At 62.6% G+C, this 20,126-nt stretch carries 22 protein-coding genes; 7 read left to right on the forward strand and 15 right to left on the reverse strand.

Going from position 1 to position 20,126, the window contains the following annotated elements:
• Positions 1 to 18: 18 nt before the first annotated feature.
• From soxB to ABFK29_RS16755, 7 genes are all read right to left on the reverse strand, one after another.
• The gene (gene soxB, locus ABFK29_RS16725) at positions 19 to 1,719 is read right to left on the reverse strand and encodes a thiosulfohydrolase SoxB (protein WP_005863274.1); all 1,701 of its coding nucleotides are present in this window, start codon (positions 1,717 to 1,719) and stop codon (positions 19 to 21) included.
• Positions 1,720 to 1,815: 96 nt separating this feature from the next.
• Positions 1,816 to 2,667 carry a sulfur oxidation c-type cytochrome SoxA gene (gene soxA / locus ABFK29_RS16730; RefSeq protein WP_040605133.1) on the reverse strand — a complete coding sequence of 284 codons (852 nt, stop codon included), beginning with the start codon at positions 2,665 to 2,667 and terminating at the stop codon, positions 1,816 to 1,818.
• 59 nt (positions 2,668 to 2,726) lie between these two features.
• Positions 2,727 to 3,056 (reverse strand): thiosulfate oxidation carrier complex protein SoxZ, encoded by a 330-nt coding sequence (soxZ, locus tag ABFK29_RS16735; RefSeq protein WP_005863278.1) that lies wholly within the window; start codon positions 3,054 to 3,056, stop codon positions 2,727 to 2,729.
• 23 nt (positions 3,057 to 3,079) lie between these two features.
• On the reverse strand, positions 3,080 to 3,514 hold the full coding sequence (gene soxY, locus ABFK29_RS16740) for a thiosulfate oxidation carrier protein SoxY (protein ID WP_005863280.1): 435 nt from the start codon (positions 3,512 to 3,514) through the stop codon (positions 3,080 to 3,082).
• 22 nt (positions 3,515 to 3,536) lie between these two features.
• Positions 3,537 to 4,013 (reverse strand): sulfur oxidation c-type cytochrome SoxX, encoded by a 477-nt coding sequence (gene soxX / locus ABFK29_RS16745; protein WP_005863284.1) that lies wholly within the window; start codon positions 4,011 to 4,013, stop codon positions 3,537 to 3,539.
• 389 nt (positions 4,014 to 4,402) lie between these two features.
• Positions 4,403 to 4,987 carry a thioredoxin family protein gene (locus ABFK29_RS16750; RefSeq protein WP_005863285.1) on the reverse strand — a complete coding sequence of 195 codons (585 nt, stop codon included), beginning with the start codon at positions 4,985 to 4,987 and terminating at the stop codon, positions 4,403 to 4,405.
• Positions 4,988 to 5,052: 65 nt separating this feature from the next.
• Positions 5,053 to 5,790 (reverse strand): cytochrome c biogenesis CcdA family protein, encoded by a 738-nt coding sequence (locus ABFK29_RS16755; protein WP_005863287.1) that lies wholly within the window; start codon positions 5,788 to 5,790, stop codon positions 5,053 to 5,055.
• Between the two features lie 74 nt (positions 5,791 to 5,864).
• On the opposite strand from ABFK29_RS16755, the gene ABFK29_RS16760 reads away from it, so the two are divergent.
• The 3 genes from ABFK29_RS16760 (at position 5,865) to ABFK29_RS16770 (ending at position 7,770) form a co-directional block, all read left to right on the forward strand.
• On the forward strand, positions 5,865 to 6,245 hold the full coding sequence (locus ABFK29_RS16760; RefSeq protein ID WP_005863290.1) for a thioredoxin family protein: 381 nt from the start codon (positions 5,865 to 5,867) through the stop codon (positions 6,243 to 6,245).
• A gap of 22 nt (positions 6,246 to 6,267) precedes the next feature.
• Positions 6,268 to 6,609 (forward strand): ArsR/SmtB family transcription factor, encoded by a 342-nt coding sequence (locus ABFK29_RS16765; RefSeq protein WP_005863292.1) that lies wholly within the window; start codon positions 6,268 to 6,270, stop codon positions 6,607 to 6,609.
• A gap of 102 nt (positions 6,610 to 6,711) precedes the next feature.
• Positions 6,712 to 7,770, forward strand: coding sequence for a YeeE/YedE family protein (locus ABFK29_RS16770; protein ID WP_005863294.1), 1,059 nt, complete (start codon positions 6,712 to 6,714; stop codon positions 7,768 to 7,770).
• A gap of 30 nt (positions 7,771 to 7,800) precedes the next feature.
• Here the strand turns inward: ABFK29_RS16770 and ABFK29_RS16775 are convergent, their stop codons facing one another.
• Positions 7,801 to 8,397 (reverse strand): riboflavin synthase, encoded by a 597-nt coding sequence (locus ABFK29_RS16775; protein ID WP_005863296.1) that lies wholly within the window; start codon positions 8,395 to 8,397, stop codon positions 7,801 to 7,803.
• Positions 8,398 to 8,537: 140 nt separating this feature from the next.
• On the opposite strand from ABFK29_RS16775, the gene ABFK29_RS16780 reads away from it, so the two are divergent.
• The 3 genes from ABFK29_RS16780 to ABFK29_RS16790 all read left to right on the forward strand — a co-directional run bounded on the left by ABFK29_RS16780 (position 8,538) and on the right by ABFK29_RS16790 (position 13,170).
• Positions 8,538 to 9,848, forward strand: a complete 1,311-nt coding sequence (locus ABFK29_RS16780) for a capsule biosynthesis protein (protein ID WP_050772488.1) — start codon at positions 8,538 to 8,540, stop codon at positions 9,846 to 9,848.
• A gap of 159 nt (positions 9,849 to 10,007) precedes the next feature.
• On the forward strand, positions 10,008 to 11,135 hold the full coding sequence (locus tag ABFK29_RS16785; protein WP_005863299.1) for a polysaccharide biosynthesis/export family protein: 1,128 nt from the start codon (positions 10,008 to 10,010) through the stop codon (positions 11,133 to 11,135).
• 91 nt (positions 11,136 to 11,226) lie between these two features.
• Entirely contained in the window at positions 11,227 to 13,170 is a 1,944-nt protein-coding gene (locus ABFK29_RS16790) for a capsular polysaccharide biosynthesis protein (protein ID WP_005863301.1), read from the forward strand.
• Positions 13,171 to 13,292: 122 nt separating this feature from the next.
• Here the strand turns inward: ABFK29_RS16790 and ribD are convergent, their stop codons facing one another.
• The 5 genes from ribD to ABFK29_RS16815 all read right to left on the reverse strand — a co-directional run bounded on the left by ribD (position 13,293) and on the right by ABFK29_RS16815 (position 16,839).
• Positions 13,293 to 14,396, reverse strand: coding sequence for a bifunctional diaminohydroxyphosphoribosylaminopyrimidine deaminase/5-amino-6-(5-phosphoribosylamino)uracil reductase RibD (gene ribD, locus ABFK29_RS16795; protein ID WP_347099700.1), 1,104 nt, complete (start codon positions 14,394 to 14,396; stop codon positions 13,293 to 13,295).
• Positions 14,393 to 14,869, reverse strand: coding sequence for a transcriptional regulator NrdR (gene nrdR, locus ABFK29_RS16800; protein ID WP_040604545.1), 477 nt, complete (start codon positions 14,867 to 14,869; stop codon positions 14,393 to 14,395). The genes ribD and nrdR overlap by 4 nt, the downstream gene beginning before the upstream one ends.
• Before the next feature lie 148 nt (positions 14,870 to 15,017).
• Entirely contained in the window at positions 15,018 to 15,680 is a 663-nt protein-coding gene (locus ABFK29_RS16805) for a DUF1353 domain-containing protein (protein ID WP_157136473.1), read from the reverse strand.
• A gap of 204 nt (positions 15,681 to 15,884) precedes the next feature.
• Positions 15,885 to 16,295, reverse strand: a complete 411-nt coding sequence (locus tag ABFK29_RS16810) for a secondary thiamine-phosphate synthase enzyme YjbQ (protein ID WP_005858755.1) — start codon at positions 16,293 to 16,295, stop codon at positions 15,885 to 15,887.
• 292 nt (positions 16,296 to 16,587) lie between these two features.
• A complete protein-coding gene (locus ABFK29_RS16815; RefSeq protein ID WP_005858757.1) occupies positions 16,588 to 16,839 on the reverse strand; it encodes a hypothetical protein in 252 nt (83 codons plus the stop codon).
• A 166-nt stretch (positions 16,840 to 17,005) separates the two neighbouring features.
• Here ABFK29_RS16815 and ABFK29_RS16820 point away from each other — a divergent pair, with 166 nt between their 5' ends.
• Entirely contained in the window at positions 17,006 to 17,677 is a 672-nt protein-coding gene (locus tag ABFK29_RS16820) for an SDR family oxidoreductase (protein WP_040604578.1), read from the forward strand.
• Between the two features lie 124 nt (positions 17,678 to 17,801).
• Here ABFK29_RS16820 and ABFK29_RS16825 read toward each other — a convergent pair whose 3' ends face one another.
• The gene (locus tag ABFK29_RS16825; RefSeq protein ID WP_005858761.1) at positions 17,802 to 18,077 is read right to left on the reverse strand and encodes an HlyU family transcriptional regulator; all 276 of its coding nucleotides are present in this window, start codon (positions 18,075 to 18,077) and stop codon (positions 17,802 to 17,804) included.
• Between the two features lie 9 nt (positions 18,078 to 18,086).
• On the reverse strand, positions 18,087 to 20,090 hold the full coding sequence (gene rpoD / locus ABFK29_RS16830; RefSeq protein WP_005858763.1) for an RNA polymerase sigma factor RpoD: 2,004 nt from the start codon (positions 20,088 to 20,090) through the stop codon (positions 18,087 to 18,089).
• Positions 20,091 to 20,126 lie beyond the last annotated feature (36 nt).

Genomic DNA, 20,126 nt, shown 5'->3' on the forward strand with positions numbered 1-20,126 from the left:
AAGCCCGCCGATGGGGTTTCAGGCGCCGATGACCTCGACGCTGTTGTTCGGATCGAGCTTGATGGTGCCCTGCTTCTTAATGTGGCTTTCCACCACGTCCCAGATCTGCGGCCCCTCGGTGCCCTCGTTCACGGAGGCCCAGCCTGCGACGATGTAGGTCTTCGCCGGATCGATGGCTTCGCCGGTCTTCAGAAGCATCATCTCGGAGATGCGCTCGCCCTGCGGTTTCGTGATGTCGATCCGGTAAGCCATGCCACCGATCCGCACCATGTCGCCACCTTGCTGGTAATACGGGTCCGGATTGAAGATGTTGTCGGCCACGTCTTCAAGGATGACCTTGATGAATTCACCGGTCATCTCGGAACGGTACGCTTCTCCGTAGGTCATCGACGTGACGTTCCAGATATCCTCGCGCGTGATATTGTCGCCGGGGATCAGCGACGGCCCCCAGCGGACACCCGGCGACATGGCGATATCGGCCTCGCGCTCGGAAATCAGGGCGTTGCAGATCAGATCGTCCCAGGTGCCGTTGAAGTTGCCGCGGCGGTAGAGAAGTTCGTCGGTGGTGCCGATAACCTCTTCCAGCTCTGCCTTGAAGGGGGCGCGCTGTTCGTCGATCAGGGCGGTCATATCGGCATCGGGTTCGATCACGTCCGAGAAGATCGGGATCAGCTTGTGACGGAAACCCATCATCCGACCGTCGCGCACGTCGAGATCGACGCGGGAGACGAACTTGCCGTTTGAGCCGGAGGCAATGATGATAGTCTCGCCCACGAGCACCGGTTCCGGCAGCGCGTCGTGGGTGTGGCCGGACAGGATCACGTCGATGCCGGTCACGACAGATGCCATTTTCTTGTCGACGTCAAAGCCGTTGTGCGACAGGCAGACCACAAGTTCCGCGCCCTGCGCGCGGACCTCGTCGACCATTGCCTGCATGTTTTCGTCGCGGATGCCGAAGGAGAACTCCGGGAACATCCAGCGCGGGTTCGCGATGGGCATGTAGGGAAAGGCCTGGCCGATCACGGCGATCTTCACCCCACCCCGTTCAAAGAACTTGTACGGCGGGAAGAGGTCCGGCAGCGGTTCGTCCCATTCCGCGTCGAAGATGTTCTGGCCGAGCGCCGCGAAGGGCAGGCTTTCCACCAGCTCCTGCACTCGCCCCGATCCCAGCGTGAATTCCCAGTGGAACGTCATGGCATCGGGTTTCAGCCCGTTCATGACGTTGACCATGTCCTGCCCCTCGGTCTGGTAGCAGGTGTAGGAGCCGTGCCAGGTGTCGCCGCCGTCCAGCAGCAGCGCATCCGGACGCGCCGCGCGGATCGCATTCACTACCGTGGCCACGCGGTCGAGACCGCCGACCTTGCCGTAAGCCTGCGCCAGGGCAGAGAAGTCACCGGACGACAGCGCGTAATGGGAGGGAGAGCCGTCGTCGATGCCGTAGAGCTTGCGGAAGTCGGCGCCGGTGACATGGGGCACCTCGCCCCGGTTCGGACCAACACCGATGTTGATGGAGGGTTCGCGGAAGTAGATCGGCTTTAGCTGCGCATGGATGTCGGTGACGTGAATCAGGCTGACGTTGCCGAAAGTGTCGAATTGCAGAAGTTGATCCTGGGTGAGGCTCTGCTGTGCGGCGAGCCGTGACCAGTTGCCAAAGCCCGAAGCCCCGACCAGCGCCGAGGCCGCCATGGACACTTGCAGGAAATCGCGTCTTGAGATCATGGGGAAGGGTCTTTCTCTCATGACACACATGCGCATGTGTGAATGGATTGTTTACGGGAAACCCCGCGCGCCGAAAGACGCGCGGGGTCCTGATCATCAGTTGCGGACGGCGGGTCCTTCGACGGAAAGACCGTTGCCGCGCGATTTGACGTAAAGCTCCAGTGCCACGAACTCCGGCGAGCCGGTGCTGTAGGTTTCGGCGCGCGTGTCGCGGACGCACCCCTTGAAGCGGCTGTGAATGCCGTTCAGCTTGGCGTTCTTCAGACGGTACGTCGGAAAGCCGTTGACCTGGCCCTGGCTCAGATGGTCGGCACGGATGTAGTTGCCGTAGTTCTGCTCGTGGCAGGACGCGCAGGACAGGTCCAGGATGCCGGTCCGGGTATAGTAGAGCTCCTTGCCCTTCTCCCAGTACTCGGCGGCCGGACCGTCGATGGCGACCTGCACCGGTGTCCCCCGACCGACGGAGGTGATCAGCGCCTCCATGGAGACGGCATTGCCTGAATCGTACTTCCAGGCATCGGCGCCCATGCGGTTCACCCGGCAGTCGTTCACCTGCATCTGGATGGTGCGCAGTTCGCCCGCTTCCTCGTTGAACTTCGGATAGGTTGCCGCGACCATCGCCATGCTCTCCGCCGGATCGCCATGGCAATCCGCGCAGGACTTGCCTTCGGAGCCTTCTGCGGTGTTCCACTCGTCCATGGCCTGATCGACAAAGATCATGCCCGGGTTGTCGAAATCGTCGGTTTCAAGTTGCTGGGTTTCGTCCGACCGGAAGTGCCAGCCCGAGATCACCTCGTCGAAGATCCCGTCGAGATGCTCCGGGGCTGGCGCCTTGGTCGTCATCTCGAGCTCACCGTTGATGGTGAGGGTATCGTCATCCGCACCGCCCGCGAAGGCCGCCGGAGCGATCAGCAGTGCGGCCACGGCCGTCATTGCCTTGAATTTCATCATGTTCCCTCCCTGTTGACACCCCTGCCCCGTGACGTGTCACCGGGCAGGGACGTGGATCAGCCGATGGCGATCTTCTTGGACTCTTCGTAGACGGAGCCGTCGTCATCGTACCAGGTGAACTTGAACTCGCCCGCCGCCGGAACGGTCGCTTCGAATTCGAAGTAGGGGTTGGTCGAGATCGCCGGTGCCAGGACAACGTCGATCACGTTCTGGTCTCCGAAGTCACAGGTGAAGCGCCAGATGATCGAGCGCGGGATCGGATTGCCGTCGCCGTCCTTGCGCTGGCCCGATTCCATCGGGTGCGAAATCAGCGTCTTGATGGTGATGACTTCACCTTCGGAGGCGCTGCTCGGGACTTTGACGCGGGGTTTAACACCGTCAGCCATTTGTCTGTCTCCTGAAAAAAGGGTTAGCCGCCGCAGCCGCCGATGGTGACCTTCACGGTCTTCGAGGCCGTCTGGAAGGAACCGTCTTCCATCTTGGCGATTGCCGTCACGTCCTGCGTGCCGGCCAGGCGGATGCGGGTCGACGCGGCGCGCGACCCGGCCAGCGGGCCGAAGCGGAAGGCGGCGACACCCGGGGTCGGGTTGCCCATGGCAAAGACGCGCACCTCGACAGCGCCAGGCGCGTCGATGGAGACCGGAACGGTGTTGCCGTTCTCGGCAATCTCGGGTGCGGTCAGGCTCAGATCGCCCTCGGCGGCGGTGGCGCCGGCAAGGAATTCTTCCGCGGAGCCGACCATCTCGGCGTCGGCGGCGGCCTGAGCAAAGGCGCTGACCGGCAGCAGGGCTGCCGCGGCGGCACCGGCGCTCAGCGCCAGGGTTTCACGTCGCGTGAAGTCCATGTGATTTCTCCTATACTCGAAGTCAGCTGTCCTGAAGCGTCATCAGGAAGGCGACCACGTCCTCGATTTCCTGCGCCGAGAGGATCGGTTCGATCTCGCCCTGCGCGGCCTTACCGGTGTAACCGTCACCCGGACGGGTGAAGCCACTGGTCTTGTAGAAGGCCGGCATGACCGTGCCTTCAAAGGTCATTTTCGGGTTTGCGACGATGCCGCGCAGCTCCGCTTCGGTGCGGTAGCCGCCAACGCCGTTCAGCGCCGGTCCGACTTCGCCATGGAACGGCGCATCTTCGAGGGCCGTCACCTCGTGGCAGGCGATACAGTTGCCCTTGCCACGGTTGATCATCAGGTCCCGGCCCTTCGCCGCGTCACCCGGCGCTCCGGTCAGGGATGCCTCCACGGCACCGTATTCGTCGTAGGTCACGCTGTCGGGGGCCACGGAATCCGCGAAAGCGGTCCCCGCCACCAGCACCGCGGCTGCCGTGATTGCTGTAAGCCTCATGTTCCCTCCCTAGGCTTTCGAGCCCGTACAAGGGCTCTACCTCGTATTGGCTGATGTATACCGTAGGCCACCGGCACCTCACCACGCAACAACAAATTCACACTTATGAATTAATGAAGTCCTTGACAGTCACGACGCGCCAATTGGCAAGGGCACAATTCACTGACAAATCTCGGCTTTCTGGGCCTGTCAGGCCGCAAGGTCCGGGCCTTCACGCATTCCGGTCGGTCAAAGTCCAAACGGCCCCGGGCACCAACTGACGCGCATTCCTCAACCGAAGCGCCACCCGGATGTCGGTTGGTGCGGCGCCGCGCATCGACACGACGAAAGAAAGTTGCCGAAAGACGCCAACGATTCGCCCGGTCGATGCGCGGCGGCAAACCCCGACTTCAGTCGGTCCTGCCGTCCGAGCGCTCCTGTATCCGCCGTGCATGGTAGCGCTGGAAATCCTCGCCGGTCTCGTCCTCCATCTCGTAGCGCTTCTCTGCCACCCAGGTGAACATATCGAGAGACGTACCCTTGCTGAAGGCCCCTGGCATGACCGCCACGGCGGCGTCGATGGCGGACTGACCTTCGGACACCTCTTCCGGCAGGAAAATGATGTTCGGCGTGAACAGCACGCGCCACTTCCGCGCCATCTGCTTCTCGGGGAGTGCGTCCCCGTCCAGGTCGGTCACCTCCGTATCGCCATGCAGATTCATCTGAACGACGAAGTAGTTCTCGTCGATGAACTCGGAAACCTCAGGGTCCGAGAACACCTCCTCGTGCATCTTCTTGCAATAGATGCAGCCGCGCTGCTCGAAGAAGATCACAAGACGCTTGCCCTCGTCGTTGGCCTCGGCCAGGTCTTCTCGCAGGTCCTTGAAGGTGTCGCGCATCCACGGCTGCTTGTGCAGCCCGTCGTCGCCCATCTCCTGCGCCAGCGCCGGCAGAGCCAGCGCGATACCCAGCACCGCACCGATCCAAGCTTTCATTTCACGTCCTCCCAGACAGCGCGCCCGCGGGTCGAGGCCCGCATCAGGCGCATTCGACACAAGGTTCAGCTCAGCGACGTCCAGCTCGGGAATGTCTCAATCATCCACTGAGCGATCAGGTTCACCGTATCGGTCGCGATGAGAATGGCAAACAGGATCAGCATGACACCCATCACCTTCTCGACATATTGAAGTTTGCTGCGGTGGCGCGCGGTCCACTTCAGGAACGGACCTGAGAACAGCGCCGCGATCACGAAAGGCGCGGTCATGCCGATGCCGTAGACCAGCAGCAGGAGACCGCCGCGCCAGATGTCGCCCATCCCCGAAGCGATCATCAGGATCGAGGCCAGCGCCGGCCCGACGCAGGGAGTCCAGCCAAACCCGAAGGCCAGCCCCATGACGTAGGCCCCCATCAGCGTCGTGGGCTCTGCCTTGCTGTCCACTCTCGCCTCACGGTAGAGCAGCCCAATGCGGATCACACCCAGGAAATGCAGGCCGAAAACGAACAGGATCGCGGCCGCGACGTAGGACAACGGCTGCTTCCAGTCTGCAAAGGCCTGGCCGACCGCGGTCGCCCCCATGCCCAGCAGTACGAAGATGGTGGTGACACCTGCCGCAAAGAAAACGGCTGACACGATCAGACGCTTCTGCGCGCCCGGCGGAATGCCTGCATCGTCTCGCAGCTCCGCCATGCTGATCCCCGCCATGTAACAGAGGTAGAAGGGGACCATCGGAAGGATGCAGGGGGTAAAAAAGCTCAAAAGACCGGCAAGCGCAGCACCGGCAAAGCTGATATCGAACAAGACCCACACCTTTCCTTGAAAAATTCACATATTCAGATTACGTTGTTCGTAACGAATTCGTCAATCGGTGCATCATGTCCTTTCGTCACCTTTTCATGGCAGCCTGCGTCGCCGTGCCGCTTTCGGGCGGCGCCGCGTTTGCAGCCGACTACACGCTCGTGATGGTCGAACAGGCGGGCTGCGCATACTGCGCTGCCTGGAACGATGAGATCGCTCCGGCCTATCCCAATACGGCGGAAGGACAATTCGCGCCATTGGTGCGGGCCGACCTTCGCGAGGGACCTCCGGACGGCATCACCTACGAGAGACGCGTCAACTTCACGCCGACCTTCATCCTTACCGAGGACGGGGCCGAGATTGCGCGGCTCGAAGGCTACGTGGGGCAGGATTTCTTCTGGCCAGTGCTTGCGCGGCTCCTTGAGTCGCACACAGAGTTCAAACAACCTTCCAATTGACCAGAAAGAGTCAGGAACAGGCATGGGACTACCTGTATTACGAGACGATCTGAGTGACAGCGAACTCGACGCGATCGTCGAGAAGGCAAATGCCGCGTCCGCTTTTCTGAAAGCCATCAGTCACGAAGGCCGGCTGATGATCCTGTGTCACCTCGTCTCTGGCGAAAAATCGGTGACGGAACTGGAAGAGCTGCTGTCTGCGCGGCAGGCGGCCGTCAGCCAGCAACTGTCGCGGCTCCGCCTTGAGGGGCTCGTGGTGCCACGCCGCGACGGCAAGGCAATCTACTACCGGCTGGCGGACGACAAGCCGCGCAAGATGCTGGAAACGGTCTACGAGCTGTTCTGCGGCGACGACGCCGAATGACGCCCTGACCGATGCCGCACCGCCGCGTGGCATTTTCTTGCGAAGGCGCAGGCGTGTACGCATAGTCTAAAGATCACGTCAGGTCAGGAGGAGGGCCTTGGCATGTTGGAACTTGTGGGCGAGCACCAGTTGGTCGCTCTGATCGGCCTTGGCAGCGGCATTCTGCTGGGTCTCGCATCCCGGCTTGGCCGGTTCTGCACGCTCGGAGCCATCGAAGACGCACTATACGGCGGATCCACCGTCCGGTTGCGCATGTGGGGTATCGCCATCGGCCTTGCGATCATGGGCAGCTTTGCGCTGATGGGGTCGGGCCTACTGGTCGATGCAGAAACATATTACCTGTCGATCCGCTGGATGCCGCTTGCCTCCGTCGTGGGCGGCCTTGTGTTCGGTTACGGCATGGCCCTGTCGGGCAATTGTGGCTACGGGGCCATCGCCCGGCTGGGTGGCGGCGACCTCCGCAGTTTCGTCATCGTGCTGGTCATGGGGGTCAGCACCTTCGTCGTGCTGTCCGGACCGCTGGCACCGCTGCGCGACATACTCTTCCCGCAGGAGCCCGTCACCACAGAGGTGCCGCCGGGCATAGCACACCAGCTTGCCGCCATGTCCGGCTTTTCGGTTCCCGTGATCGGCATGACAATCGGTGCACTGATCATGATCGGCTCCGGCGCGGCGGGCGCGGTCTGGGAAAAGGCGTCCCGTGTGCTCTGGGCAGCGGCAGTCGGGCTGGCCATCGTCCTGGCCTGGGCCGGAACGTCTTGGGTGGCGCATCGCGGGTTCGAAGGACTTCCCGTCGTCTCGCACAGCTTTGCGGCCCCCTTGGGCGACTCGATCCTGTGGTGGATGATCGGCTCCGCAAGGCCGCTGTCATTTGCCGTGGGATCTGTCGCGGGGGTATGGGCCGGTGCCTTCATCGGATCGCTGATCAAGGGCCACTTTCGCTGGGAAGCCTGCGAGGATCCGCGGGAACTGCGCCGCCAGATCTTTGGAGCCGCGCTGATGGGTGGCGGTGCGGTGATTGCGCTGGGGTGCTCCATCGGACAGGGCCTTTCGGCCTTCTCCGTGCTTGCCTTCTCGGCGCCGGTCACCTTTGCATCGATCTTTGCCGGGGCGGCATTCGGCTTGCGCCAGCTTATCGTGGGGTTCCATCCCGCCGAGTGAACGCTTCGGCGGGACCACGGCCTTCGGGCATCAGTCAAAGTCCCTGAGCCGCGCCACGTAGCGGGCAAGCGTGTCAATCTCCAGGTTGATGCGGTCGCCGACGGCGGTCAGCCCCCAGGTCGTGACCTCCTTGGTGTGCGGAATGAAATTGATCCCGAAGGTCGTGTCGTCGACTTCGTTCACCGTCAGCGACGTGCCGTTCAGCGCCACGGAGCCCTTCGGCGCAATGAAGCGGGCCAGTTCCGTGGGCGCGTCAAAGGTAACGCGGGTGCTGTCGCCCTCATCCGCCATCCCGATCACGGTCGCCACACCGTCCACGTGTCCCGAGACGATGTGACCGCCCAGTTCGTCTCCAACCTTCAGCGCCCGTTCGAGGTTGATCTTGCTGCCCTCGGTCCAGCCGTCGTTGCCGCCGATGTTCGTCTTCGACAGCGTCTCGGCGCTGATGTCGACCTCGAACCAGTCCGCTCCCAATCCGATCACGGTCAGGCAGACGCCGTTGCACGCAATCGAGGCGCCCATGTCGATGGAGGCGGTTTCGTAGCTGGTGCCAATGCGTGCGCGCAGATCGCCGCGGCGCTCGAGCGCGCGCACTTCCCCAACATCCGTGATGATCCCCGTGAACATGCTGCCTCCGCCGGATAAGTGAGTTTACAAAGCCTTATTTTCGCCGAACTCTTTGAATAGTTTGGCAACAAAGGCATCACATATACGGAAGGTCTCCACAAGGTCGGTTGACATGCGACCGGGGCGACCGAAGGGCACGCATGGGCGATAGGGCTAAGATCAGCAAAGGCAGCGGCGACCAGAGGGTTTTTCTGTTCCTTCAGGGACCGCACGGGCCTTTCTTCCATCGCCTGGGCCAGATGCTGCGCAAGACCGGCGCCAAGGTCTGGCGTGTGGGTTTCAACGCCGGGGACCGCGCCTTCTGGTTTCATCCCAGGACCTTCTTGCCCTTTCGCGGCACGCAGGACCAGTGGCGTGCCTGGCTGATCGACCTTCTGCACGAAAAGCGGGTCACCGATCTTGTGCTCTATGGCGATGTGCGCCGCGTCCATGCCGAAGCGGTGGAAGAAGCGCGGCGCCGCGGCATCGCCGTGCACGTCTTCGAGGAGGGCTACATGCGCCCTTACTGGGTGACCTATGAGCGTGGCGGCTCCAACGGGCATTCGAGGTTGATGGACATGACGGTGGCCGACATGCGGCGCGCACTGGCCAAGTCCGACATGGAGGCCCCCCTGCCCCCGGCCCATTGGGGCGACATGCGCCAGCACATCTTCTACGGAGCGCTCTACCACTGGTTCGTGATGTTCAGGAACGGTGATTTCCGCAATTTCCAGCCGCACCGGTCGCTGTCCGTCTTTCAGGAATTCCTGCTGTATCTGCGGCGCCTGACGCTCATGCCACTCAGCTGGGCGGACCGCGTCATCGCAACTCAGCGCATCCGACTGGGCGGGTTCCCCTACCACCTTTGCCTGATGCAGCTGGAACACGACTCCAGCTTCCAGAAACACTCCCCCTTCACCACGATGCCCGATTTCCTGGGGATGGTGATCGAGGGGTTCGCGACCGGGTCGCCAGGTCACCATCACCTCGTGTTCAAGGCGCATCCGCTGGAAGACGATCGGGCGGGCGTCCGGAAAGCGATCCGAGAGGCGGCGAAGCGTCACGGAGTCAGCGACCGTGTCCACTATGTCCGTGGCGGCAAGCTGGCACAGCTTCTGAACGACGCGCGCACCGCTGTCACGGTGAACTCCACCGCTGCGCAGCAGGTGCTTTGGCGCGGTATTCCGCTCAAGGTTTTCGGCGATGCCGTCTATGCCAAGCCGGAGTTCGTCTCCACCCAGCCACTCACCGAATTTTTCGCGTTGCCGCCCCGGCCCGACAACAAGGCCTACAAGGACTACCGGCGATATCTGCTTGAAACCTCGCAGCTTCCCGGCGGCTTCTACTCTGCCCGGGGTCGGCGACAACTGCTGCGACAGGTGGTCGACATGATGCTGGCCGGGGACGACCCCTACGACTCATTCGAACGCGGAACCGCGGCCCCAAGGCAACAGTTGCGTGTCGTGCACTGACCCGACCCGTCCGGAATGCTGGATTTATCGACCATGACCCGTTAGCCTGTGGATTAATGGGGTGCCATCAAGGACATCCTGAAAAAACCGAGGCAGACATCAGGTCGAGGAGACCGAGCAGTGAAAACTACCCCCTCCCGGTGGGCGAGGAGCGTCGCCATGCTGGCCGCGGTGTCGATTCTGGCATCTTGCGGCCTTCCGCGCGTTGGCCCGAACAAACGCGAAATCTTTGCAGGCTCGGTTCAGCGAGAGGGTGACGCTTTCATTGTCGCCGTGAACGACCGGGTGACGCGGGCAACGGCCGTGGTTCCGGCACTCGGCTTCTCGGACGGTTTCCGCAATGCCGCCGTTGTCGGTTCGGACACGATCCAGCCCGGGGACACTCTTGGCCTGACGATCTGGGAAAACGTTGACGATCCCCTGCTTGGGGCGGGTGGTGGCGCTGGTGGCGGCGGCGGTCCGGCAACCCTGGAAGAGGTGCAGGTCGACGGCTCCGGTTTCATCTTCATTCCCTATGCCGGGCGCATCCGCGCTGCCGGCAACACGCCCGAACGCATCCGGCAGATCATCACGTCAAAACTCGAAGACCAGACCCCCGACCCGCAGGTGCAAGTCCGCCGGTTGGCGGGTGACGGGTCCACCGTCAGCCTTCTTGGGGCCATCAGCGGTCAGGGCGTGTATGCGATCGAGCGTCCGACGCGCACTCTGTCCTCGATGATCGCGCGCGCCGGTGGTGTCACGATCGAACCCGAGATCGCGCAGATCAAGATCATTCGAGGCGACCGGACCGAAACGATCTGGTTCCAGGACCTCTACAAGAACCCCGACTTCGACATCGCCCTGCGCGGCGGAGACCGCATCCTCGTCGAAGAGGACACCCGTGCCTTCACCGCGCTTGGCGCGACCGGCACGCAGGCCCGCGTCCCTTTCGAGGCGCAGAGCATATCGGCCGTCGAGGCAATCGCCACCGTCGGCGGCCTGATCTCCGCAACCGCCGACCCGACAGGCGTCTTCGTCTTCCGCAACGAACCGGCGGAAATCGCCAACCAGGTACTGGGCCGGACCGATCTGATCGGTGCGCAACGCATGGTGTACGTGCTGGACCTGACCGAGCCGAATGGCATGTTCATGGCGCGCGACTTCGTCATCCGCGACCAGGATACGCTCTACGTGACCGAAGCGCCGTACGTGCAATGGGACAAGACCATCGCATCACTGACGGGATCGCTCAGCTCGGTTGCAACGATCACTTCTATTTCGGATACGCTGAGTGGAAGCGGGGGCTGACTTGAACTTACCCGAGGGACAGGGTTGCGCCGGGGAGGAAACTTCCCGGCGGCTTTTTGTTTATGCTGCAGGATTCCTGCGGCAAAGACAGGTGCGCCGCATCCTCGATCTTGCGGGATACCGGGTGTCGCTGGGCTTTCCCGGGCCGGACGATCTTGTCGGGGTCTGGGGTCAATCGCCCTACGCATGGCGCGGCGAACGCATGGCCGACCGGTCGGGTGCTGGACTGATCCGGATCGAGGACGCCTTCCTCCGCTCCCTTCACCCCGGCCGACGCGGCGAACCGCCCTTCGGCCTGTTGATCGACCGAAGCGGCGTGCATTTCGATGGTCGTGCGCCGTCCGATCTGGAAAAGCTGCTGGCGACGGACCCGTTTGACGACCATGCGCTTCTGGAACGCGCGCGGGGCGCCATGGCCCGGCTGCAAGAGCGGCGTCTGACGAAATACAGCGCATCGGACCCGGAGGCCGCGGCCCCTGCCCCCGGATATGTTCTGGTTGTGGATCAAACGGTTGGCGACGCTTCCGTGCAGGCCTCCGGCGGCGACAGGTCACGGTTTCTGGAAATGCTGTTCGTCGCACGGGAAGAAAATCCCGGCGCACGGATCGTCGTAAAGACCCACCCGGAAACGGCGGAGGGTCTGCGCGACGGCCATTTCCGGTCCGAGGACGCAGGCGGCCCCATCACGCTGTACGACGGCAACGCCAGCCCCTGGGTCCTGCTTGAAGGGGCGATCCGCGTCTACACGCTGTCGTCCCAGATGGGCTTCGAAGCGATTGTCGCGGGCCACAAGCCGCGCGTCTTCGGGCAACCCTTCTACGCCGGATGGGGGCTTACCGAAGACGAGTCTGTTTTTCCTCGCCGCGGACGCAGCCTGACGTGCACTCAGTTGTTCGCAGGCGCGATGATCCTTTACCCCACCTGGTACGACCCACACCGCGACCGCCTCTGCCAACTGGAGGACGTGATCGGCTGTCTTGAGGCGCGTACGCGGGCATGGCAGGAAGATCGTCACGGCTGGATCGTGTCGCGTGCACGGCTGTGGAAAAGAGGGCTGTTGCAGAAATTCTTCGGCAAGGAGAAACGCCTGCAGTTCGAAGATGATGTGGACAAGGCTGTGGAGCTTTCGCAGCAGACCGGACGCCGCCTGATGATCTGGGCCAATGCCGGTGGCGGGCGCGGTGTTCATCTTGAGGACGGGTTCCTCAGATCGCGCGGGCTGGGCGCGACCTTGGTGCCCCCTTTGTCCCTCGTACTCGATCCGGACGGAATCCACTTCGACCCCGAAACGCCGTCCGCTCTTGAAAAGATGATACAAAGACGTGCGGAAGGTCTGCGCACCGATCAAGGCGAACGTGTCCACAGACTTATGCAGTCCATGATTTCGGGTGGGTTGTCCAAATACAACCTTTCGGGCGGATTGCCCGATCTTCCGAAAGGACACCGCATACTGGTTCCCGGACAGGTGGAGGACGACGCGTCTATCCTGCGTGGCAGCCCGATGGTCCAGTCGAACACCGAACTGTTGCGTCGCGCGCGAGAGGCGAACCCGACGGCCATCATTCTCTGGAAGCCGCATCCCGACGTGGAAGCGGGACTGCGCAAGGGGGCTGTCGAGGCCCCCATGCAATGGGCAGATGCCCGTCTGGACGGCGCCGACATCGCCCAGGTCCTCGATGCCGTGGACGAGGTCTGGACGATGACATCTCAGACCGGTTTCGAGGCGCTGCTCCGCGGTCTCAAAGTGGTGACACTGGGGGTGCCTTTCTACGCCGGCTGGGGCCTGACCCGGGACATGGGACCGATACCGCCCCGGCGTCTGCAGGGGCCGCGCCCGTCGCTGGAGGCGCTTGTCCACGCCGTGTTGATCGACTACCCCCGCTACCACGACCCGCACATGCGTGAAGCTTGCAGCGTCGAAACGGTCATTCACCGGTTGAAATACGGCCCGATCCCGAACCCCGGCGCTTTCAATCGCGGCCTTTCGAAACTGCAGGGGGCGCTCGCAAGCCACACATGGCTCTGGCGACGTTAAGCTTCATTGGCAGGGAATTGATCCATCCCCCTGAGAAATAGTTACTTTCAGACTTATCCACAGAAAAGATCGGCCGGTCGGACATGTCTTTTGGTCAGATAAGCATCTGGGCGAAAGCGATTTTACGTCGCGGAACCCCGTCTCCACACGTGCTGGATGTCCATGCCTCTCCGGCAAACATCCACAAGTGTGAAACGGGGCGCTTCGCCCAGCCTGTCGACACCCAAGGCGCCTATACCGGGGTGCCCTTCGGCCCCCAGCGCAAGGCCCGCTGTCAATACATGAAGTTCGTCCACGAGGTCCTGCGCCAGAAGCGATGCGGCCAACTGGCCGCCGCCCTCGCAGAAGACCCGGGTCAGCCCCTCCTGCCCCAAAACCTTCAATAGCGCCGCGGCGTCCAAGCGTCCGCCCGCCAGCGGAACAGTCATAAGACGGGCCCCGATCCCCTCCCAGGCCGTCACCAGATCGCCGCGCGCGTCGGCGCCATGACAAAGCCAGACGGGGACATCCTTGGCCGTCCGCGCCAGATCGCTGAGCAACGGCAGGTCGAGATGGCGGGACGCCACGATGCGCACCGGCGGGCGGCTGCGGTCATACCCGCGAACCGTGAGCCGCGGATTGTCGGCGCGGGCCGTCCCGCCGCCGACCAAAACGGCGTCATGGGTGGCGCGCAAGGCATGCACCGCGTGGCGGGCTTCCGGTCCGGTGATCCACTGGCTTTCGCCGGTCGCCGTTGCGATACGCCCATCGACACTCATTGCCAGTTTCAGGGTCAGCCAGGGGCGCCCCTGCTCCACCCGCAGAAAGAACCCGGCATGGTCTTGCATCGCATCCTGGGCCAGGACTCCGGTGCGCACGTCGATGCCATTTTGGCGCAGCTTTTCAAAACCTTGTCCCGCGACCCTTGGGTCGCTGTCAGCAATGGGCGCGACAACCCGCGCGACACCTGCCGCAATCAGCGCGTCCGTGCAGGGCGGAGTCTTCCCGTGATGCGCGCAGGGTTCGAGCGTGACGTAGACGGTGGCCCCGCGAGCGGCGTCCCCGGCCATGGCCAGCGCCTGCGTCTCGGCATGCGGACGGCCCGAGGGCTGGGTCCAGCCCCGCCCGACGACACGGCCCTTGCGCACGATCAGGCAGCCCACGGCCGGGTTGGGCCAAGTCTGCCCCATGCCGCGACGACCCAAGGCAAGCGCTTGGGCCATGAAGCGCGCGTCGGAGGCGGTCACTTGGACGGTGGCTGCGTGTTCGGATCCGGCCGCAGCTCCGAGACGAATTTGTCGAAGTCACCTGCCGCCTGGAAATTCTTGTAAACGCTGGCAAACCGGACATAGGCGACGGTGTCGATACGCGCCAGGGTCTCCATCACGATCTCCCCGATCATCTTCGAGGGGATGTCCGTTTCGCCCATGCTTTCAAGCCGCCGAACGATGCCGGAGATCATCTGATCGATCCGCTCCGGCTCGATCGGGCGTTTCTGAAGGGCAATCCGGATCGAACGTTCCAGCTTGTCGCGGTCGAAATCCTCGCGCCGTCCGTTTGTCTTGATGACCACGAGGTCACGCAGCTGCACGCGCTCGTAGGTGGTGAAACGCCCGCCACAGGCGGGACAGAAGCGACGGCGGCGGATCGACACGTGGTCTTCGGCCGGCCGGGAGTCCTTCACTTGGGTGTCGATATTTCCGCAAAACGGGCAGCGCATCGGCCTGTCCCCTCGTTTCTCAATGTTCCTGCCTCGGTCATGGGGTTGGTCCCCAATTATCCACAGCCACTATAGGACGGCGCCCAAGTTTTGGGTAGAGAAATAATCGCCCCCCCAGATGGTGCTGTGTTTACGCAACGCGCGTGTGTCACTCGTCGATCTGCGCATCCAGAACCGCTGGCCTGACATTGGTGCCCGCCTTCAACGCGGCCTCACGCTCGGTCATCCACGCGGCGATACGCTCTACAGGCGGATCCTTCAGCTCGATCCATTGCAAACACCAGTCCAGTTCCTGCCGCAGCGCTTCGTCGGTGACACCGGACAGATCCCGCACGGGATCGTCCCAGCGCGGCCCGCCGAGATAGACAGCAGCAAACATCAATTTTGCCTTGTGTGGCGGCGTACCGTTGACCAGTAGCGCTTCGTAGAACATGCGGTGTACATCCTCCCACCGGCGTGTGCGCCACGTGGGGAGGTCATCGTTGCCGACGCCGCAATAGGCATCGTGCAGGGCGGCGGCCATGAGGTATTCACGGCTTTGCCTGTCGCCAATGAACGGGGCGAAGATCGGCGGAATGGTGGCGCCATCGGTCAGCGTCCGACGGGGCGCCGTCCAGGTTTCACCGCTTGCGTCGATGAAGTCGATTTCCACTCCCGTCGGCAGGAACGCCTGATTGAATCCTTCCAGGAACACCGGTTGGCCTTGCATCTCCAGCGGCCCTCCGATGAAACGACAGCGTGTCTCGCGGTTCGCAAGACCGAGACAGGTCTGCGCAACCTGTTCGGCCCGGCGCGCGATGATTTCCGGCAAACCGATGACCGCACCGGCAAGACCTATGGCGGCGACGGCCGCGAGGGCAAGAAAGAGGCGTCTTGAGCGTGGCATGGCGTGACAGGTTTCGAAGCGGATCAGGGCGTTAACCTAGCAAAGCCCTTTCAGAGATGCGATGCGGCTTTCTTCATCAAGTCGTCGAACCACCGCGAATTCGTGACAGGACCGGTGCGCGCCGTTTCGTCAGGACAAGTGTGCCGCCACTTCACGCCGGTGTGGTGCCGACCTGTGCTCGAAAAGGTAAATGCCCTGCCATGTTCCGAGCGCCAGCCGCCCCCGCGTGACGGGGATCGTGAGGGATACGGGCATCAGGGCCGCCTTGATATGCGCCGGCATGTCGTCGGGGCCTTCGTATGTGTGGGTCAAGTAAGCCATTGAAGGGTGCGTGCTGGGCGGGACGAGGCGGTCAAAGAAGGCACGCAGGTCGGTCTGAACCTCAGGGTCGGCGTTTTCCTGGATCAGCAGGGACGCTGAGGTGTGCCGCACAAACAGCGTCAGCAGCCCATCGCCACCGTGCCCGACCCAACGTGTCACGTCGCGCGTGAATTCGTAAAGGCCGGAGCCGGTTGTGGAAATCGTAAAGGTCGTCTGCACGGAAAATCTCTGCGGTCACGAGGGATCGGAATGACCTTCGTCGCATTCCCGTGTAGCTTCTGCAACGGCCAGGATGCCAGAACGCCTTGCCGTTCGCTCGGTCCAAATGGCCAGCAGATGCGACTTCGGTTGCGAAAGCCACCACGGGACGTGTCCTCGTCCGGCGGAGGGGCTTGATGGTCAGCTAAACCTCAATACACCCGGAATTCCGGCGAGTGCCGCATCGGAATTCAATCTTCCCAAAGAACGCAAAACGGGCGCGCCGGAAGGTGGCGCGCCCGTGAAGGGGATATCAGATGTCACGGACCACGCAGGCCACGCTTGGAAGACCATCGGCTGAGGACGCCGGAAGCGGGCGACCGCTGTCCGACACGATGGGCATCTGTGCGACTTGCGCGAGCGTCTCTTGGCAGCGGGCGAGTTCGTTGGGGGACACTTCGATCTCGATCACTTCCGGTTCGACGGGCGCAAGAAACTCGGTCGCGGCAAAGGCGGCCGTGGCAGTTGCGGACAGGGCGAACAGGTAAACTGGCAGCTTGTTCATCTCTTTGCTCTCCTTCGTGTTGGTAACGAGGAGACGTCGAAAATGGTTCCCGCAGCGCTAAAGGTTTGTATTCGAAGCGAAGAATGGCACGCTTTTTACGACGCATCCTATGGAAACCTGCGGTGCCGCAGGCGTTGACCTGTCGAACGACGAAAGGACACATGACATGACCAAGACACTCTTCATTACCGGCGCCTCTTCCGGGATCGGGGCTGCGACCGCCCGGACTGCGGTATCGCGCGGCTGGTCCGTCGGCCTTTTCGCCCGGTCAGAGGACAAGCTCACTGCGCTGGCAGAAGAGCTTGGCGATGCCGCCCTGCCCCTCGTCGGCGATGCGACTTCGCTCGAAGAACAGCGCGCAGCCGTCGGGAAAACAGTCGACCGGTTCGGGGGGTTGAACGCGGCCTTTGCCAACGCGGGCACAGGGCTCTCCGCGGCGGGGACAGAGAAGGGCGATCCAGACGAGTGGGAAGCACTGGTACACCTGAACGTGCTGGGGTTCCTGTGGACGGCCAAGGCGGCGATGCCGGCGTTGAAGTCCAGCAAGGGTCACCTCCTTCTGACCGGATCGGCTGCCGGGCGTCGTCACATCAAGGGCTCCGTCTACGGCGCGTCGAAGTGGTTCGTGCACGGCTACGGCGGTAATCTTGCCGAGGAGATGCGCGAATGGGGCGGTCGCTGCACCGTAATCGCGCCGGGCATGGTGGACACGCCTTTCTTCGACGAAGCGAAGCCCGACAAGCTGAAGCCTGAAGATATTGCAGACGCCGCTATGTTCGCGCTGGAGGCCGATCCGCGCGCCTGTGTCCAGGAGGTCTTTGTCATGCCGACCGGTTGATCCGGTTCGACTTGCCCAAAAGAAACGGCGCGCCCCACAGCGGACGCGTTTTTCGTTGCCAGGTGGCTCGCCTCAGACGCGGGAATTCGGCAAGACACTGCGGTTGCCAGCGCGGGACGAAGAGTCAGGAAAAGATCCCGGCGCCCTGCTGGTCGATCATCTGCTTCGCCTTGGCGACAGAGGCTTCGCGGGCCTCGTCAGCGTCGCGGATCACGTCCGCACGGATCAGGCGATGGGTACGCGTGTCGCCATCGACCTCCGCCTCGATGATCGCGCAGATGCGGAAACCGCCGTCTTCCGACATCGGTTGCGGAATGATCCGAAAGCCTTCGTATTCAATGGCTTCGGCAGCGGGCTGAGGAGCCGCGCCGCCGCCGAAGAGTTTCTTCCAGATGGACATGTCCGCGCCTTACTGATCGAGGAAGGAACGCAGCTTGCGCGACCGCGACGGGTGCTTGAGCTTGCGCAGTGCCTTCGCCTCGATCTGGCGGATACGTTCGCGGGTCACGCTGAACTGCTGGCCCACTTCTTCGAGCGTGTGGTCGGTGTTCATGCCGATGCCGAAGCGCATCCGCAGAACCCGTTCCTCACGCGGAGTGAGCGAAGACAGCACCCGCGTCGTGGTTTCCTTCAGGTTCTCCTGAATGGCGGAATCCAACGGCAGGATCGCGTTCTTGTCCTCGATGAAATCGCCAAGCTGGCTGTCTTCCTCGTCGCCGATGGGCGTTTCGAGAGAGATCGGCTCCTTGGCGATCTTCATCACCTTGCGGACTTTCTCCAGAGGCATCTGGAGCTTCTCGGCCAGTTCCTCCGGTGTCGGCTCGCGGCCGATCTCGTGGAGCATCTGGCGACCGGTCCGGACCAGCTTGTTGATCGTCTCGATCATGTGCACCGGGATACGGATCGTGCGCGCCTGATCCGCGATGGACCGGGTGATCGCCTGACGGATCCACCACGTGGCGTAGGTCGAGAACTTGTAGCCGCGCCGGTACTCGAACTTGTCCACGGCCTTCATCAGGCCGATGTTGCCTTCCTGAATGAGATCAAGGAATTGCAGGCCACGGTTCGTGTATTTCTTGGCAATCGAGATGACGAGACGCAGGTTTGCCTCGACCATTTCCTTCTTGGCCTGACGCGCTTCCTTTTCGCCCTTCTGCACCTGGTTCACGATGCGACGGAATTCGGAGATATCCAGACCGACGTATTGGCCGACCTGCGCCATGTCGGAGCGCAGCTCCTCAACTTTGTCCGCAGAGCGCTCGATGAACATCTGCCAGCCGCGACCGGACTTTTCGGCCATGCGCTCCAGCCAATTCGGATCGAGCTCGTGGCCGCGATACTCGTCCACGAACTCACGACGGTTGATACGGGCCTGATCGGCCAGCTTCACCATGGCGGAGTCGATGGACATGATCCGCTTGTTGATGCCGTAGAGCTGGTCGATCAGCGCTTCAATACGGTTGTTGTGCAGGTGAAGGCCGTTCACCAGTTCGACAATTTCGCCGCGCAGCTTCTGGTAGGTCGCCTCGTCGTCGGAGTCGAAGGAGCCGTCCTCGTTCAGGGTCGCCGAAATCCGGCTGTCCTGCATCTCGGCCAGTTGCTCGTAGTCACGTGCGATACGGTCGAGTGTTTCAAGGACACGCGGCTTGAGCGCGGTTTCCATCGCGGCCAGCGACATGTTGGCCTGCTCGTCGTCGTCCTCATCGTCATCGCGGCTGATCGGGTTACCGTCGGCGTCGTATTCCGGCTCGTCAGACTTTTTCTGTGTGCCGGCCTCGCCATTGGACGTCTCCACCGACGCATCGACGACCGGCTCATCAAGCTCACCGTCCTCGCCCATCTGGCCGGAGAACGTGGTCTCAAGGTCGATGACGTCGCGCAGAAGGATGTCTTCCGACAGAAGTTCCTCGTGCCAGATTGTGATCGCTTGGAACGTCAGTGGGCTTTCGCACAGCCCGAGGATCATCGTGTTCCGGCCAGCTTCGATCCGCTTCGCGATGGCGATCTCGCCTTCGCGGGACAGAAGTTCGACGCTGCCCATCTCGCGCAAGTACATGCGCACCGGGTCGTCCGTGCGGTCCAGCTTCTCGGTGGTGCCAGAGCCAAGCGCGACCTCGCCGCCGCGTTTGGTCTCGACCAGATCGGTCGAGCCCTTGTTGGCATCCTCTTCCTCGGACTCCTCGTCATCCTCGGTCACCTGGATGCCCATTTCCGAGAGCATCGACATGACGTCCTCGATCTGGTCCGAGGACACCTGATCCGGCGGAAGAACCTGGTTGAGCTGGTCGTAGGTGATGTAGCCACGCTCGCGCGCTTCGGCGATCATCTTCTTGACCGCAGCCTGCGACATGTCGAGGCTGATCTCTTCTTCCTGGTCTTCGGACTTGGCGTCTTCGTTGTCCTTGGCTGCCATGCGGCTCTCCTGATCGAAGGGGAGGACGAATCACTG

This window comes from Sagittula stellata E-37 (assembly GCF_039724765.1).
In the GTDB taxonomy this organism is placed as follows: Bacteria; Pseudomonadota; Alphaproteobacteria; order Rhodobacterales; family Rhodobacteraceae; genus Sagittula; species Sagittula stellata.

Coding starts and splice junctions, on each gene's coding strand:
- soxB (WP_005863274.1), bottom strand. CDS start 1,719: ATGATCTCAAGACGCGATTTCCTGCAAGTGTCCATGGCGGCCTCGGCG.
- soxA (WP_040605133.1), bottom strand. CDS start 2,667: ATGAAATTCAAGGCAATGACGGCCGTGGCCGCACTGCTGATCGCTCCG.
- soxZ (WP_005863278.1), bottom strand. CDS start 3,056: ATGGCTGACGGTGTTAAACCCCGCGTCAAAGTCCCGAGCAGCGCCTCC.
- soxY (WP_005863280.1), bottom strand. CDS start 3,514: ATGGACTTCACGCGACGTGAAACCCTGGCGCTGAGCGCCGGTGCCGCC.
- soxX (WP_005863284.1), bottom strand. CDS start 4,013: ATGAGGCTTACAGCAATCACGGCAGCCGCGGTGCTGGTGGCGGGGACC.
- ABFK29_RS16750 (WP_005863285.1), bottom strand. CDS start 4,987: ATGAAAGCTTGGATCGGTGCGGTGCTGGGTATCGCGCTGGCTCTGCCG.
- ABFK29_RS16760 (WP_005863290.1), top strand. CDS start 5,865: ATGTCCTTTCGTCACCTTTTCATGGCAGCCTGCGTCGCCGTGCCGCTT.
- ABFK29_RS16765 (WP_005863292.1), top strand. CDS start 6,268: ATGGGACTACCTGTATTACGAGACGATCTGAGTGACAGCGAACTCGAC.
- ABFK29_RS16770 (WP_005863294.1), top strand. CDS start 6,712: ATGTTGGAACTTGTGGGCGAGCACCAGTTGGTCGCTCTGATCGGCCTT.
- ABFK29_RS16775 (WP_005863296.1), bottom strand. CDS start 8,397: ATGTTCACGGGGATCATCACGGATGTTGGGGAAGTGCGCGCGCTCGAG.
- ABFK29_RS16780 (WP_050772488.1), top strand. CDS start 8,538: ATGGGCGATAGGGCTAAGATCAGCAAAGGCAGCGGCGACCAGAGGGTT.
- ABFK29_RS16785 (WP_005863299.1), top strand. CDS start 10,008: ATGCTGGCCGCGGTGTCGATTCTGGCATCTTGCGGCCTTCCGCGCGTT.
- nrdR (WP_040604545.1), bottom strand. CDS start 14,869: ATGCGCTGCCCGTTTTGCGGAAATATCGACACCCAAGTGAAGGACTCC.
- ABFK29_RS16815 (WP_005858757.1), bottom strand. CDS start 16,839: ATGAACAAGCTGCCAGTTTACCTGTTCGCCCTGTCCGCAACTGCCACG.
- ABFK29_RS16820 (WP_040604578.1), top strand. CDS start 17,006: ATGACCAAGACACTCTTCATTACCGGCGCCTCTTCCGGGATCGGGGCT.
- ABFK29_RS16825 (WP_005858761.1), bottom strand. CDS start 18,077: ATGTCCATCTGGAAGAAACTCTTCGGCGGCGGCGCGGCTCCTCAGCCC.
- rpoD (WP_005858763.1), bottom strand. CDS start 20,090: ATGGCAGCCAAGGACAACGAAGACGCCAAGTCCGAAGACCAGGAAGAA.